This window comes from Photobacterium sp. 270122K (assembly GCF_059941365.1).
Window position 1 is genome coordinate 1 of the sequence record NZ_JBPOEN010000018.1, and the last position, 14,782, is coordinate 14,782.

Sequence of the window (14,782 nt, forward strand, 5' to 3'; positions counted from 1 at the left end):
CCTTTGGTGCGCATAATCTATCTTATGTTAAATTGGATGTCTGATATTGTTGATTATCATGGGTTTACCTAACGTTTGAGTCTTTACCTACTTCCCTCGTCTATCGGTTGGCTTTTATGACATTTAAAGAGAGCTGCATTTAACAGTATGCGGCTATTTACCATAAAATAGGTAATTAACATCGATATGTTAGCCCGGCTGCAAATGGTCAGTTTGCCTGGTGCTTCAATACCAATAGTTAATTACACAGACTGGTGTGACATCGTTTGGATTACTCACTGTTTTCCTTTAATCCAATCGCTGATGTTTGTACACCGTGCTTGGTGTTTTTCATCATCGACGGTCAATGACTTTTCCACGCACACGTTATTCCACACCTTGAATTTCAAACGCGCCATTGTTTACATTCAGCAGCCAGCCATAAGCTCGGTGATGAACTCTGCGGTGAGCTGCGGGTCAATTAGAATGCGTTACCAAAAAAATGAATAATGTGCTCACCTTGAAGGTATGTTAAAACGTGACCGCTTCCATGATCGTGGGCCGTGACTTTTACACCTTTTGCTTTAAGTGTGTCCACGAGGTATTTGCTTCCTTCTGGGATCCACTGGTACGTATCTTCACTTCCGTATTCTACATAGATTGAAGACAGCTTCTCTTTTTTCTGAAGGTAGGCATCGACTTTTTCATCAATGTTCCCAAAGCCTGACTCCCACATTTTTACAACTGCAGGATTTTTTGGATCCCAGTCATACCAGTAACGGCCATCAGTACCTTTTGGATTAGGCGCAAATGCAGCTGCGTACGCTTCAAGAATCGGCGCCCAGTTTTGCTCCCCCCATTGAGCAACCGCTTTCGTTAAGCCGTTTGCATCAAATAGTCCTGGGCTTAATGAGAATAGATGTTGAAATTTATCAGGATGGAGGAAAGCAATATTGATAGCCGCAAATCCACCCATCGAAAATCCGACAATGCCTCTGTTTTCTGCAGAAGCCAGAGTTCTGAAATTATTATCGACGTACGTGACGACATCTGATGTAACAAAGTCTTCCCAGTTACCGGTTACCGGTGAGTTGGTATAAAAACTCCCGCCAAACTTGTTTGCACCATTGACGCCAACGATGATCATCTCTTTTATTTGATTTTTAACGGTGTACTCGTCGAGCCTTTTTCCTGCAATATTCAGTGCTTCAAAAGGCCCACCTTGAAAACCATGCAAATAGTAGACAACAGGATAATTTTTATTAGAGGTAAAGTAACTTGCAGGTAAATAGACGTAGAGAGATTGTTTGGTTTGCGCTTTCAGTACATTATCAGCTAATGATGGTGCATCAATTGTACGAAACTGAGTGCGTGACTGACTGGCGTAACTTGCTGTACAGACAAGTAAGTTGAACACCATAAATAGCAACACCGCAATCCTTTGCATAGCATTTATCCTCTTTTGATTATAACACTGTCCTATCTAGCATCGTATCAATGTTCCTGCATGATTCAATTTTTACGAAAACTTGTTAATCATAGTGTGGTTATATTCTCTGATTCATGTAACAACCCGGTGCCAGCCTACTTTTATACACTGTTCAGATAACAAAAAGCCCGAGATTATTCGGGCTTTTTGCTGTATCAACGATGAGGCGCAGTGGGCGCTAGCCGCCCGCCAATTTCACCGTATGGCCTTTTTTCTCAAGTGCTGCTTTGATGACATCACGCTTGTCGCCTTGGATTTCAATTGTGCCATCTTTTACAGAACCACCGCAGCCGCAGACTTTCTTCAGTTCAGCGGCCAGCAGTTTAAGTTGGGTGTCTTCCATATCCAGACCAGTGACGATGCACACGCCTTTGCCTTTACGGCCTTTAGTCTGACGCTGAATGCGAACAATGCCGTCACCTTGAGGACGCGCCGGCGCGACTTTTTCTTCTTTAATGCGGCCTGTTTCTGTTGAAAATACTAAGCGGCTATTATCGTTCATTGCAGAAATCTCGTTAATTTTCTTGGATCTGTGAGTCAGGCACGCTCTTCAAATGTCTCATTTTCCGATTCCCTGACCCAAAATTATTAATAAGTAATACTGTAACGGAAACGCACATGATTAGAAACGTGATATTTGACTTTGGCGCGGTATTGTTTGATTGGCAACCGAATAATATCGTCAAACGTTTTACCTCTTCGCCGGATGAACAAGCACTGTTACTCAGCGAAGTGCTGCAACACCCTGACTGGTTGTCGCTGGACCGTGGCACCATGTTGATGGCAGAAGTCATCCCGAAGTTCGCAGCCCGAACGCAGTTTACCGAAAATCGCATGCAGGATTTTATCGATCATGTCTTAGATAACCTGATAATGATTGATGAAACACGGGCTTTGATTGATCAATTAAATGATCGCGGCTTTAAGCTGTTCTACTTAACGAACATGAGCAGCGCTTTCTTTGAAAACTTGAATGAGCGGCATCAACTTGAATCCCTGTTTGAAGGTGGCCTTGTTTCAGGCAAAGAGCTGGTGATCAAACCGGAAACGGCCATCTTTGAAATCATGGTCGAGCGGTTTTCAATCGTGCCCGATCAATCGCTGTTTATCGACGATCAGGCCTTGAATATACAAGTGGCCAAAGAAGTTGGCTTTCAGGGATACGTGTTTAATGAGCCGGTTAAAAGTTGCGCGGAAATTCGTAATTTTCTCATTAATAACTAGTATTTCTAGATATGTCACAGTAATTCATCTAACGTTCAGTGCGATGCTGAGATACTGTCTCGCGTTTTCATTGAATCTGATGACTAGGAGTTTTCGTGAAGAAACTGTTCATCCCTGCCCTGTTTTTACTTTCTCTATTTAACATCAATGTCGCGATGGCAGATTGCGATGGGGATAAATCGATTGTCGGTCAAGTTGAAACCATTAAGGTGTATGAACTTGATATGGATTACTTAGCGCGTATCGATACCGGCGCTGCGACAACCTCCATCCATGCTAAAGACATCAAAGTGTTGGGTGAAGACAGCGACAGTGAGAATATGCGTGATCACCTTGGTCATATGGTTGAGTTTACGTCTTACAATGAGCAAGGCAAAGAAGCCAAGTTCAAAGGCAAGATTGTGAAAGTAAGTAAGATCCGTAACGCGCAAGGTGTTGAACGCCGCTACGCGGTAAAGATGGATCTGGGTTGGAACGGTGAACACAAAACGGTAAACGTGAACCTGCGTGACCGCAGCAAGTTAGAGTACAAGCTATTGATTGGCCGAAATTGGCTAAGCGGTGATTATCTGGTTGATGTCGACAAAGAAGATGATGCCGATTAAGGCGGTTCGCTTGTGGTAACCATAAAAAACGCCTTCCTGGCGTTTTTTATTATCTGCGTGTTTTCGTTAGCGCGGCATCTAAATGTTTTTTGATGGCTTCTGCACTGCCTTTGAGTAAGCGTGTTCCTGCCATGACATACCATTGATTCTCTTCACCGCTGTCATTGCGGATTTTGAACCCTTTGTAATCAATAACCCGTGGTTGTTGTGTTTTTTTCGTGGCAGTCGTCACCAACTTTTCCGGTGGCATGAAGGTATTCATGTCGTACCACCAATCAATGCTTTTTTTAACCAGCGAGAGTGAATGCGTAATTGAGCGCCCTTCAATCACTGCTGTCCAGCCGTTTTCTGTATTGGTCACGTTCTCGATGTGGTGGCCTCTGTGGAATAGCCTCTTTTTCATCCTACACCTTGTTTGTATCTTGTTGTTCAGGACCTGTTGTTAATGATTTAATCATTATTTTCACCGTCTGTCTGTGAAAAGGCATAAAAAGTTGTTAATTGCCCCCCGAATTTTATCATTTTCATTTGACCTGTCAGTGTTTATGCTAAACTAAACAATAAATTATAATGCATTAGGAATACAGATGACGAAGAAGATTGCCCCAATAGACGATGAATATCTCCGTGATATCAGTCTGGAACACTTCAACAAACCATTGCCGTCTTTTGATTCAATGGCTGAGTTAACCCGTCATCAATATGCCAAGAATACGGTGATTTCATTCACGAATGATTGGAATGCATTTATCGCGTTTTGCGCCGACTGTAAAGTGCCCGCCTTGCCTGCTAATGCTGAAACCGTTCACCGTTACATTGAAAAGATGTCTGAGACGCGAAAACTGGCCAGTCTAAAACGTTACATTGTCACAGTATCATTAGTGCACCGCTGTCATGCTCTGCCTGACCCTTGTGCGAAAACTGAAATCCGTTTAGCGATGAAAAAACAGCAATTTGAAAAACACGATGATGCACAAAATGCTGCCGCTTTTCGAGATGAACATTTACAGACCTTACTCGAAAGCTACGCCCTTTCAACCAAAGCCAAAGATGTCCGCGACATGGCTATTTGGGCAGTGATGTTTGAAGCCATGCTCAAGCGCAGTGAATTGGCGGCGCTCACCATTGACGATGTGGTTATGCACCCGAACGGGCTGATCGATATCATCGTCGGACCGAATACCATTGCACTCAGTGCTGTGGCATCAAAGGCTTTGCAACGTTGGCTAGTTATCGGCATGATCCATGAGGGGTTTGTTTATCGCCGCATTGATCGCCACGGTAACATAGGCAGCAATCCCCTTGACCACTCCTCTATTTACCGTGTCTTCCGCCGCGCAAGTGATGAACTCGGCATGGCAAAAGCGGACATTTTCTCCGGCCAATCCCCTCGTGTGGGCGCTGCAAAAGATCTCTCTGATGCGGGTTTGTCGATTATCGAGATTCAAGAACAAGGCCGTTGGAAAAGCCCTGCGATGCCTGCACAATATGTCGGGAACACAGACCGTCATGAGAAGGAAGTGGCGAAATATATTAAACCGACACCGTGGGAAAAGTAATTCCCCCTCCTGCATTTATGGGCTATTTGTCAGTCGTTCATCAACGGTCTGTGTGGTAGCCCTGTTAAATGGTGCGGATTGATGGTTTTATTCCACCTACAGATATTTAATTATAGTGCATTAGTGCGTGATAATTCTTACTCCGTGGGGGCATCATTCCAATGTGCGTCATAGCCCTTCTCACGATCAATAGGCACCGTAATCCGGGAAAACAATCCTTCCAAAGGCGCTAAATCACCAAAATAGCCTGCTTGATTCGCATCAACCCATTCTTGCAAATGAATGCCTTCCCAGCAGATTTCATAACCGGCATTAATGGCCAATACTTCAAAAAATATGCGCTGTACACGTCCGTTGCCTTCGCGGAATGGGTGTATCACGTTCACCTCACAGTAATAATGGGCGATACGTTGAATGAAATCCGCTAACGGTAAACCCTGTAAATGGCCTTCATCCGCGAGGGCGTTTAATAGCTTGGTGCTTTCTTTATCGATATTCGCCCAGTGACAGAAACGGGTTTGCCCTTTCGTGATATCAACCTGACGAAGTTTCCCTGCCCAAAGGTAGAGATCTTGAAACAAGGTAAAATGAATGTCTTGCAGATACGCCAATGTGACGTTATCAAATTGCGGGATAAAATGTTCAGCACGCACACGGGTGAAATCTCGCTCTGCGGCTTCAAGTTGTGCGTTATCCATGATGCCAAGCAGGTTAACTAACACATCACTGTCGGGATAACAGTCTGGATCTTGGTGAACATCGTATTTATCGGGCATAGTGTGATTTCAACTCTGCAATTTGTTCCGCTTCCGATAGGTTCTTGGGGTTATGCTGTGGTGTGGCCTCTACCCAATGAATCCCCTCCAGTCGCATACTGGCAATGTAATTGCGACTTTGTAACTGTTTAAAGCGTTGTTGCTTCTCTTCATTGGTCAGTGCGTTACCATTTTTCATGCGACTGACACCCCCGTCGATACACAATGAAGCAAACTATACACAGTATAACGCTTCTGTTTTATTGGGATGAAAAAAAACCGAGGCGGGCTCGGTTTTCTCATTATCGTGATGTTTATTTTACTGCGGTTTTAATCGCGCTTTCAATGAACGCTTTGAAATCGTGGCCATGATGTTCCAGCATTTTCGGGAACATGGAAATCGGCGTCATACCTGGGAAGGTATTGATTTCATTCAGCAGAATCTCATTGTCTTCACTCAAGAAGAAGTCAATACGCGACAAGTCTTTCAGCTTCATGTGTACGAAGGCCTTGCGGGCGTATTCACGCATCGCATTCACTTGCGCTTCTGTCACATTGCTTGCTTCAACAACCGTCGTGGAATGGCTGGCTGCGCTGTATTTTTCTTCGTAAGTGTAGAATTGATCGTCTGGGCATGTCACTTCGCCCGGATTGGTAATTACCAATTCATCACCGTACTGGTAAGCGGCAATTTCAAGCTCACGTGGCTTAATCGCTTTTTCAATCAACACTTGATCGGAATAACCGAATGCGTCGTTAACCGCTTTGGTCAATTCGTCTTTGTTCGTGACACGGTAACAACCAACCGAAGAGCCTTGGCAAGCCGCTTTGATGAAGACGATGCCCCACTTAGCCAATGCCGCTTCTGCTTGTTCGTGTGCAGCGTCGGTGTTTTCGCTCAGGAAAACATACGGGGTATTCGGGATACCTAGCGCATCAAACCACAGCTTGGTGGTGATCTTGTTGAAGCAATTGGTGCTCGCTTCTGCACCACAACCTAAGTACGGCAGTTTTGCCATATCAAGGAATGATTGCAGATCGCCCGTTTCACCTGGGAAACCGTGTACACATGGGATCACGTAATCAACGGTGAACTTGTCATCACCCACTTGTAGCGTGCGATCCAAGTTCAGCTGACACGGTTGGTTGTCAGCATTGAACCAACCATCGACCTTCATTTCAATGCGGGTGTAGGTGATGTCTTCAATCTGTTGGAGCTTTTGCTCAATGTAGTTTGCGGAAACGAGAGAAACTTCGTGTTCGGCGCTGCCGCCGCCACAGAGTAGTAATACGTGGATTGAGCTCATTATCATCCCTTGTTATCGTTACTGGCAACCTAGCCAGCAGAATTCTGGTGCAATTTTGTCCGGTACTGCCGATAGCAAAAATGGCGCGTAAGAGACAAAATAAATCTGCCCTAATAGTAATAAAAAAAAGGGCGCTATTGCACCTTATATCTCACTCAATAGTGATATCTTTTGTTTAAAAGGATCGAATAAGGCTAATTATCCAACAGCAATGCATTTTTCACCCTCCGCGATACGCTGGCTGTATTTTCTTCCTTGCGAAAGGCCCATTAAACAAAAGGCTCACATTGTGAATATTGATTCATTAAAGCAACCACATACCCACAATGCAAGCCAGCTGTTATGACTTTATTAAATAATTATGCAGTTTCAGCGGCAAACTGATGCTTGGTTTTGTTTGCATAAGCCACCAAAGACAGCATAACAGGCACCTCAACCAATACCCCTACAACCGTTGCTAATGCTGCACCTGAATGAATACCGAATAAACTGATGGCAACAGCCACGGCTAACTCAAAGAAATTCGAGGCACCAATCATCGCTCCCGGAGCCGCAACACGGTGTGGCTGCTTCGATTTACGCATCCAAATATACGTCACGGCAAAAATCAGATACGTTTGAATCAACAATGGGATGGCAATTAGCACAATATCCACAGGGTTACTGATGATTTTCTCAGCCTGGAAACCGAATAAAAGGATCACCGTACCCACTAAGCCCATGATGGAAAGCGGCTTCATGTTTTTTGATAAGTGATCAAGCGTGGCTTGCTGCTTATCGGCATCACGGTTTTTCACCAACATACGGGTTAACACACCCGCGACCAGTGGAATAACCACAAACAAGGTGACCGATAGTAGCAAGGTATCCCATGGCACCATCACTTCGGTGACGCCCAACAGAAAAGCCGCAATCGGCGCAAACGCCACAACCATGATCAGGTCATTCACGGCCACTTGTACCAAGGTGTAGTTCGCATCCCCTTTGGTCAACTGACTCCACACAAAAACCATTGCCGTACACGGTGCAACCCCCAACAAAATCATACCGGCGATGTATTCATCCCCCAATGAGGGTGAGATCCAAGGGCCAAACAGGTAGCGAATAAAGAAAACGGCCAACAGCGCCATCGTGAACGGCTTTATCAACCAGTTCACAACAATCGTGATCACGATGCCTTTCGGGCGCTGATGTATTTTCTTGATCGCGCCGAAGTCAATTTGCATCATCATCGGGTAGATCATCAGCCAAATCAGTACGGCGATCATCATGTTGATTTGCGCGTATTGCAGTTCACCTAAAAACGTAAATACCTCTGGAAACATGACCCCGCCAGCAAGGCCAAGTACCATACCGATGCCTACCCATACACTGAGATAGCGTTCAAAAATGCCCATGTTAGCTCCTCTCTATCATTCTGTTTTGTGAATTTTTATTGTGGTTCTAATGCGTGTTATCGCGCTGCTCGATCGTTTTACCGAAACGTTCCTTTAGCAACGCGGCATGAGTTGGCTTGGATGGCACGCTGCCGAGGTATCATCGCCACAGCAGGCTTCTGTCATGTAGCCGATCAAATCCATCATCATCGGTATATTGGCGCGATAACGCTGATATCTCCCTTGTTGTTCCACCGACACCAAATCAGCATGCAACATGGCTTTCAAATGGAAAGAAAGTGCATTGGGGGCAACCTCTAACGCGGTCGCCATTTCCCCCGCTACGCGCCCTTCGTGGCCGGCTTTTACCAGTAAACGCCAAATATCGAGGCGAACACCGGAAGAAAGTGAATCAAAAATACGTGTCGCTTGATCGCTGTTCATCTTTAAAACATTCCGTATAGGTAACTACGCTGTTATTTCAATACTACAAGAACTCTTGAAATGATCAAGCGATAAAAAGGTATTTCTAGAAACTTAGAAATAAATAAGGCAAAAAAAGCAGCCTTGGGCTGCTTACATTACGTGACACGGTAACGGCGCGAGCGCCATTCAAGCAATACGTCGCCGGTAGTGAATCGGTACCAGAAGGCACAATTGCGCTATCGGTGTTAGCCGTTCACTTGCGTCAGTTTTGGATACTGCGAGGTTTTGATTTGGCGTAAGTCACGAATGAAGGGACCAAAATCTTTGATCTCTTGTGGCAACGCTTTCAATGCTTGGCGCGCGGCATCTTTGCTTTCATATTGACCAAACAGCAAGGTGTACCACGGGGAACCGTTCAGGTTTTTTTCATTGACCCACACCGGTTGCTCGGCTGGTAGACGCTTTACATATTGATTAAAACCGCGGTCGTGCGTCCCCGCCAACACCTGAATGGTGTAACCGTCAACGGCCTTCTTCGCGTATTTATAGATAACGGGCTTTTCATCCGTAGGCGCGGTGATCACCACCGTTTCTTTATCTTGAACGGGATCAATCACCACTGATTCAGTGACAATCGTCTCTTCCACCACAGCAACCGTGGTCGTTTCTTTTAACGGATCTTTTTCAAAAACAAACGAGGGCTCTGTTTGATATTGCTCTTGTGCTGAAGAGGTGACCAATTCAGTATTTCCAGATTCCGTTGCACACCCGGAAAGTATCGCTACAGCAGCGAATACGGCGATTTTTTTCATTTTGACTCTGCCATATAAATTTTGCACACATAATGCCGTTGGTTTTTAACCCATTCAACCCTAAGTTTAAGATAGATCAATAACTCTCTGTCCTCTGTCACAGCAAAAGCGCGTAAAATACCCCCCTACATTTACATTCATGGAGCTATTCATGGCCGATCCTCATATTCAGAGTGAGCTTGACGGATTAGACAAACTCACCGTCATTCTCTACCGCTCTGCGCTTACCGCCTCGGCTGGTATCATGTCTATCGTGGCGTGGGAACAACACATTGCCACACTGGGTTTAGTGATTGCCGCCCTGCTGGCAACCACCACGGTCCACATTTACGATAAACGCTTTCGCTGGTTGATTTTAGGCAGCGCCTTATTTGCGACGGTGTGGCAATTACTGGGTTTATGGCAACCACTGGCATTAGGCGCCGCCTTGTTTGCTTTCAGTGCTTTATCGATTAAAGAGTATTTTTGTTTCCAAATTAAAGCGTTATTACTGACACCCTTGGCGCTAGCAGGCTTTTGGTTCTGTACCGTATTCGGGCAAGATCAAATCAGTATTGCATTCAGCATGACGGGGGCGATTTTACTGGCGGTGGCCGCCTTCTCTAAATGGCGCATGCCACTGCATTACGATATTGGCGATAAATCCCGCTATCAGATTTAAACCATATGCTTCATTGATTTGATTCAATGACGTTGACCTGGACGTTAACACGGACGTTAACGTATCTACCCACAGATGCCATCCTGATTAAAACGCCCCCTCAATCAACAACACAATCAGCACCTCAATCAGCACTTTCTCATTCTGGTCAGGATACCTTGCCGTTGATCACACCTCCCGCACCCCAGTCAGACACCCGCTAACCGTTTCGTTACACTCATCTTTAATCCACATTTTCGCGTTGGCTACTTGCCAACCAAATAAGAGAGTTGTGCCATGGAAGGATTAGATAAACTGCTCAAACCGCAATCGATCACTGTGATTGGCGCCTCTGATAATCCGTCGCGTGCGGGAAATGTGGTGATCAGAAATTTGTTATCCGGTTCTTTCCGTGGACCCATTATGCCCGTTACCCCTAAGTATGATGCCGTTGCTGGTGTGCTCGCCTATCCCACCATTGATAGCCTACCGCGGGTGCCGGATTTGGCCATTGTGTGTACCCATGCCTCACGCAATGTCGACATCATTGAACAACTGGGCAAGAAAGGCGTAAAAGTCGCGATCATATTGGCCGCCGGCATGACCCAGATTATTCATGAGGATGGCAGCACAGAAGAAGATCGCCTGTTTGCTATGGCGCAACGCTATAACATGCGCATTGTCGGCCCCAATAGCATGGGCTTGATTCTGCCTTGGCTTAACTTGAATGCCTCGTTCTCACCGATTGCCGCCAATAAAGGCAATATCGCTTTTATCTCCCAGTCTGCGGCTGTATGCACCACCATTCTCGATTGGGCAAAAAACAAAAGCATTGGTTTTTCCACTTTCTTATCTATTGGGGATGCCTGTGACATCAACTTTGCAGAACTGCTGGATACGCTGTGCCGAGACAGCAAAACCGAAGCCATTCTGCTGTATATCGATTCCGTAAAAGATGCGCGCCGCTTTATGTCTGCCGCACGCGCCGCCGCACGAAACCGCCGTATTTTGGTGGTAAAAAGTGGCCGTACACAACCTGGCAGCGCCGCCGCCATGCTGCACACCGGTGGCCCTGCGGGATTAGATGCGGTGTACGATGCTGCCATTCGCCGTTCAGGGATGTTACGCGTAAACAATACTCACGAACTGTTTGCGGCAGTGGAAACACTGGCACATTCTGTGCCGTTACGCGGTGAACGTTTAGCCATTTTAACCAACGGCGGTGGCCCTGCGATCATGGCCGTGGATGCGTTATCGGATCGCGGTGGCAAACTGGCGACACTCAGCGTGGATACCCTCGCCAAACTGTCGGCCGTTTTGCCGTCATGTTGGTCACAAGCAAACCCTATCGACATCATTGGGGATGCGGACATTCAGCGTTACGAGCAAGCGGTCAAGATATTGCTCGACAGCGATGATTTCGACGCCTTATTGATCATGCACTCGCCGTCAGCCATTGCGCCCGGCAACGCGACTGCACAACGACTAACGGAAGTCATTAAGCAGCACCCCCGTAGCCGAAAATTCAATATTTTGACCAACTGGGCGGGCGAGGACGAGGCGATTCAGTCACGTAAAATTTTCACCGAAGCGGGCTATCCCGCTTATCGTACTCCGGAAAGTGCGGTCTCTGCGTTCATGCATTTGGTCGAGTACCGCCGTAACCAGAAGCAGTTAATGGAAACACCGGTGTCTTTTGGCGAAATCCAAGCCAATCCACGCCATGTGCATGACATCCTTAATCATTTGCTGGCGCAGGGGATCCACCAGCTAGAAACCCATGAAATGCGTCCGGTGCTGGAAAGCTATGGCTTCACGACCTTGCCCACTTGGATAGCCAGTGATCCTGCCGAAGCGGCACACATTGCCAACCAAATTGGCTATCCCGTAGCCGTTAAATTGCGTTCGCCAGACATTCCACATAAATCCGAAGTACATGGAGTTATGCTGCACCTGCGCAGTGCCGACGAAGTGGCCAACAGCGCACAAGCCATTTTAGATCGCGTATCGCTGGAATACCCAGGGGCAAAAGTGGATGGCCTACTGGTTCAACGCATGGCCAAACGGACCGGCGCACAGGAGCTACGGATTTCCGTTCATCACGATGCCATTTTCGGCCCCGTGATCTTACTCGGCGAAGACACCGCAGAATGGACCATTCATAAAGATGCCGCGGTTGCCATTCCGCCTTTAAATATGGCGCTAGCGCGCTACATGGTGATCAACGCCATCAAAACCGGCAAAATCCACCAGCGAAATCGTCCTGAAGGACTCGATATACACGCGTTATGTAAGCTATTAGTCAAAATGTCACAGCTGATCATTGATTGCCCCGAAATCAAAACCTTTGATATTCATCCTTTGCTGGCCTCTGGCGATGATATGACCGTGATTGACGCGTCAATGACCATTCAAGCATTTAAAGGGAACAAAGCCGCGCGTTTAGCCATTCGTCCTTACCCGAAGGAGTTTGAAGAACACGTGACGCTAAAAGATGGCCGTGAAATCTTGCTGCGACCTATCCTGCCGGAAGATGAACCGCTGCATGCGGATTTCATTTCCCATGTCTCCGTCGATGATCTCTATAAGCGTTTCTTTTCAGATGTCGGCGAGTTGAATCATGAAGCGTTAGCGAATTTAACCCAGATTGATTATGACCGTGAGATGGCGTTTGTCGCCGTTGAGACGATCCTTGACGATCAAGGCCAATCCGTGCCGTCGATCATCGGCGTCACGCGCGCGTTGTCTGATCCGGATAATACCGAAGCGGAGTTTGCGATTTTAGTGCGCTCCGATCTTAAAGGGATCGGGCTGGGCAGTATTTTAATGAACAAGATCATTCACTATTGTCAAAAGACGGGCTTGAAATACATGACCGGTATGACGATGCCCGCTAATCGCGGCATGATCATGTTAGCGCAAAAAGTCGGCTTTCAGATTGATATTCAAATGGAAGATGGCGTTGTAGAGATGCTGCTGCCCTTGCAATCGACACAGACATCAACGCATGAGTTGTAACTTCTATGCAATAGATCTCACTTCTTTTAAGCGCAATATATTATGATTCGGCCAAATATTTTTAATTGATAGGGAATCATCATGATTAAAGCGCTTATTGCCGCAATTAATGGACGTAGAGAGATACACTTTAACTACAACGGAGTCAGTCGAATTGCGCATCCGGTCGCGATTGGCGAGTCTGAACAAGGGGATATCGTATTGCGTTGCTATCAAGCGGAAGACAGCTTTGTGCCATCAGCACAGGCGTGGGATGTTTGCCGTATTGAAGAAATATCAGCGCTATGCGTCGATGATAACGTGTTCGCGAATGATCCCCCAGGCTATCGTCACAGCGATGAGTCAGCAGACCCACATATGCGTAAAGTGTACGCACGGCTGTGACTGGGACATGAATTAGGCCTCGCTGTATTCGCCGTTGCACTGTCCGGGACAATTCAATCGAGTCAATACGATAGAAACAATGCAGCCGAGACAACGTGCGCTTTCAGTTTACCCTTTGCAATCCCGTTATCAGGGGCCGATTCACCGTTGGCGCCTGATAACGATGCAATCTAACGAGACGGACTCACACTCTCGCCACGTTGATTTACTCCCCCAGCCGAATATCACTATTTTTCCATAGCATTGGCAATTGCTTAATACACCAAGTTTTCGCTTTCCCCATTTGTCCACGATGCCACGCCATCACGATCTCTACCTCATTGGCCGGTTGTTCACCAATGATTGCCAGTTCCCCTTGATCAATCGCGCTTTTCGCATAAGCATAAGGTAAGGTCGCGACACCCAAACCGGCTTTCAAGGCCACCAGCTTGTCGTGCATACTCGATAACGTCAGTAGCGGTTGATCATCAAGAATATTATGCGTGATCGGCGGTAAACTGCGGGCGGTATCTGCCACAGCAATACTGCGATATTGTTTACGTGTTGCCGGTTCAAGTGGATTGGCTTCTTGATGGATAGGATGAGAAGGATGGGCAACCCAAACCACATCAACGTGACCAATAGGCTGGATTTTAACATCTTGCTGCGACAGTGTTTGAGAAGAAGCCAGAATGATATCCGCCCTATCTTGTGCCAACGCTTCCCAGGTACCGGCTAAAGCTTCTTCTTTTAATTTTAGTTTGGTTTTACTTTGTTTCGCCAACGATTCCACCAGCGGCAATAAACGATCAAGCGTGATCAGGCTATCGTAAGCAATGGTTAATTCCAATTCCCAACCATGTGCCAGTGCACTGGCATCTGCCACCATTTCATCGGCTGCGGCCAATAAGGCACGTCCGCGTTGCAGCAATAACTGTCCAGCTTTAGTAAAGACGGCGCGATGCCCAGACCTGTCAAAAATCACCAAATCCAAATCTTGTTCCAGCTTTTGCACCTGATAACTTAATGATGACGGGGCTCTGCCCAATTCCTCGGCGGCAGCGGCAAAACTGCCTCGACGTTCTATGGCATCCAGCACCAACAGGGCTTCGAAAGACAGTAACTTATTCACGTATTCTCCTAACTGCATTCGGCGTTAACCGTTCAATGATAACGAAAAACTATGCTAAATCAGCAAAAAGTGGTTCAAACATTGCGTGAACCTCGAA

16 protein-coding genes are annotated in these 14,782 nt (G+C 46.5%); 6 read left to right on the forward strand and 10 right to left on the reverse strand.

Annotated features, from left to right (window positions below):
- Positions 1-460: 460 nt before the first annotated feature.
- On the reverse strand, positions 461-1,426 hold the full coding sequence (locus ACSF8W_RS22880; RefSeq protein WP_500849397.1) for an alpha/beta hydrolase: 966 nt from the start codon (positions 1,424-1,426) through the stop codon (positions 461-463).
- A gap of 220 nt (positions 1,427-1,646) precedes the next feature.
- Positions 1,647-1,970: a stress response translation initiation inhibitor YciH gene (yciH, locus tag ACSF8W_RS22885; RefSeq protein ID WP_500849398.1), complete on the reverse strand. Its 324-nt coding sequence runs from the start codon at positions 1,968-1,970 to the stop codon at positions 1,647-1,649.
- A 116-nt stretch (positions 1,971-2,086) separates the two neighbouring features.
- Here yciH and ACSF8W_RS22890 point away from each other — a divergent pair, with 116 nt between their 5' ends.
- Both ACSF8W_RS22890 and ACSF8W_RS22895 read left to right on the forward strand, forming a co-directional pair.
- Positions 2,087-2,692: an HAD family hydrolase gene (locus tag ACSF8W_RS22890; RefSeq protein WP_500849399.1), complete on the forward strand. Its 606-nt coding sequence runs from the start codon at positions 2,087-2,089 to the stop codon at positions 2,690-2,692.
- A gap of 95 nt (positions 2,693-2,787) precedes the next feature.
- A complete protein-coding gene (locus ACSF8W_RS22895) occupies positions 2,788-3,297 on the forward strand; it encodes an ATP-dependent zinc protease family protein (protein WP_500849400.1) in 510 nt (169 codons plus the stop codon).
- 49 nt (positions 3,298-3,346) lie between these two features.
- Here the strand turns inward: ACSF8W_RS22895 and ACSF8W_RS22900 are convergent, their stop codons facing one another.
- Complete coding sequence (locus ACSF8W_RS22900) at positions 3,347-3,700, reverse strand: DUF3319 domain-containing protein (protein ID WP_500849401.1); 354 nt, start codon at positions 3,698-3,700, stop codon at positions 3,347-3,349.
- Between the two features lie 184 nt (positions 3,701-3,884).
- Here ACSF8W_RS22900 and ACSF8W_RS22905 point away from each other — a divergent pair, with 184 nt between their 5' ends.
- Positions 3,885-4,856 (forward strand): tyrosine-type recombinase/integrase, encoded by a 972-nt coding sequence (locus ACSF8W_RS22905; protein ID WP_500849402.1) that lies wholly within the window; start codon positions 3,885-3,887, stop codon positions 4,854-4,856.
- Positions 4,857-4,993: 137 nt separating this feature from the next.
- On the opposite strand, the gene ACSF8W_RS22910 is transcribed toward ACSF8W_RS22905, so the two are convergent.
- The 6 genes from ACSF8W_RS22910 to ACSF8W_RS22935 form a co-directional block, all read right to left on the reverse strand.
- Positions 4,994-5,632 carry a putative adenosine monophosphate-protein transferase Fic gene (locus tag ACSF8W_RS22910; protein WP_500849403.1) on the reverse strand — a complete coding sequence of 213 codons (639 nt, stop codon included), beginning with the start codon at positions 5,630-5,632 and terminating at the stop codon, positions 4,994-4,996.
- Positions 5,622-5,810: a YhfG family protein gene (locus ACSF8W_RS22915; RefSeq protein ID WP_500849404.1), complete on the reverse strand. Its 189-nt coding sequence runs from the start codon at positions 5,808-5,810 to the stop codon at positions 5,622-5,624. The genes ACSF8W_RS22910 and ACSF8W_RS22915 overlap by 11 nt, the downstream gene beginning before the upstream one ends.
- A gap of 115 nt (positions 5,811-5,925) precedes the next feature.
- Positions 5,926-6,918 carry a D-alanine--D-alanine ligase gene (locus ACSF8W_RS22920; RefSeq protein ID WP_500849405.1) on the reverse strand — a complete coding sequence of 331 codons (993 nt, stop codon included), beginning with the start codon at positions 6,916-6,918 and terminating at the stop codon, positions 5,926-5,928.
- Positions 6,919-7,277: 359 nt separating this feature from the next.
- On the reverse strand, positions 7,278-8,315 hold the full coding sequence (arsB, locus tag ACSF8W_RS22925) for an ACR3 family arsenite efflux transporter (protein ID WP_500849406.1): 1,038 nt from the start codon (positions 8,313-8,315) through the stop codon (positions 7,278-7,280).
- Between the two features lie 93 nt (positions 8,316-8,408).
- Positions 8,409-8,738, reverse strand: a complete 330-nt coding sequence (locus tag ACSF8W_RS22930; RefSeq protein WP_500849407.1) for an ArsR/SmtB family transcription factor — start codon at positions 8,736-8,738, stop codon at positions 8,409-8,411.
- 227 nt (positions 8,739-8,965) lie between these two features.
- Positions 8,966-9,532 (reverse strand): SPOR domain-containing protein, encoded by a 567-nt coding sequence (locus ACSF8W_RS22935; protein ID WP_500849408.1) that lies wholly within the window; start codon positions 9,530-9,532, stop codon positions 8,966-8,968.
- Between the two features lie 151 nt (positions 9,533-9,683).
- On the opposite strand from ACSF8W_RS22935, the gene ACSF8W_RS22940 reads away from it, so the two are divergent.
- The 3 genes from ACSF8W_RS22940 (at position 9,684) to ACSF8W_RS22950 (ending at position 13,574) form a co-directional block, all read left to right on the forward strand.
- A complete protein-coding gene (locus ACSF8W_RS22940; protein ID WP_500849409.1) occupies positions 9,684-10,193 on the forward strand; it encodes a DUF2301 domain-containing membrane protein in 510 nt (169 codons plus the stop codon).
- Positions 10,194-10,469: 276 nt separating this feature from the next.
- Positions 10,470-13,190, forward strand: coding sequence for a bifunctional acetate--CoA ligase family protein/GNAT family N-acetyltransferase (locus tag ACSF8W_RS22945; protein WP_500849410.1), 2,721 nt, complete (start codon positions 10,470-10,472; stop codon positions 13,188-13,190).
- Between the two features lie 81 nt (positions 13,191-13,271).
- Positions 13,272-13,574, forward strand: a complete 303-nt coding sequence (locus tag ACSF8W_RS22950) for a hypothetical protein (RefSeq protein WP_500849411.1) — start codon at positions 13,272-13,274, stop codon at positions 13,572-13,574.
- A gap of 205 nt (positions 13,575-13,779) precedes the next feature.
- On the opposite strand, the gene ACSF8W_RS22955 is transcribed toward ACSF8W_RS22950, so the two are convergent.
- Positions 13,780-14,685 (reverse strand): LysR family transcriptional regulator, encoded by a 906-nt coding sequence (locus ACSF8W_RS22955; RefSeq protein ID WP_500849412.1) that lies wholly within the window; start codon positions 14,683-14,685, stop codon positions 13,780-13,782.
- Positions 14,686-14,782 lie beyond the last annotated feature (97 nt).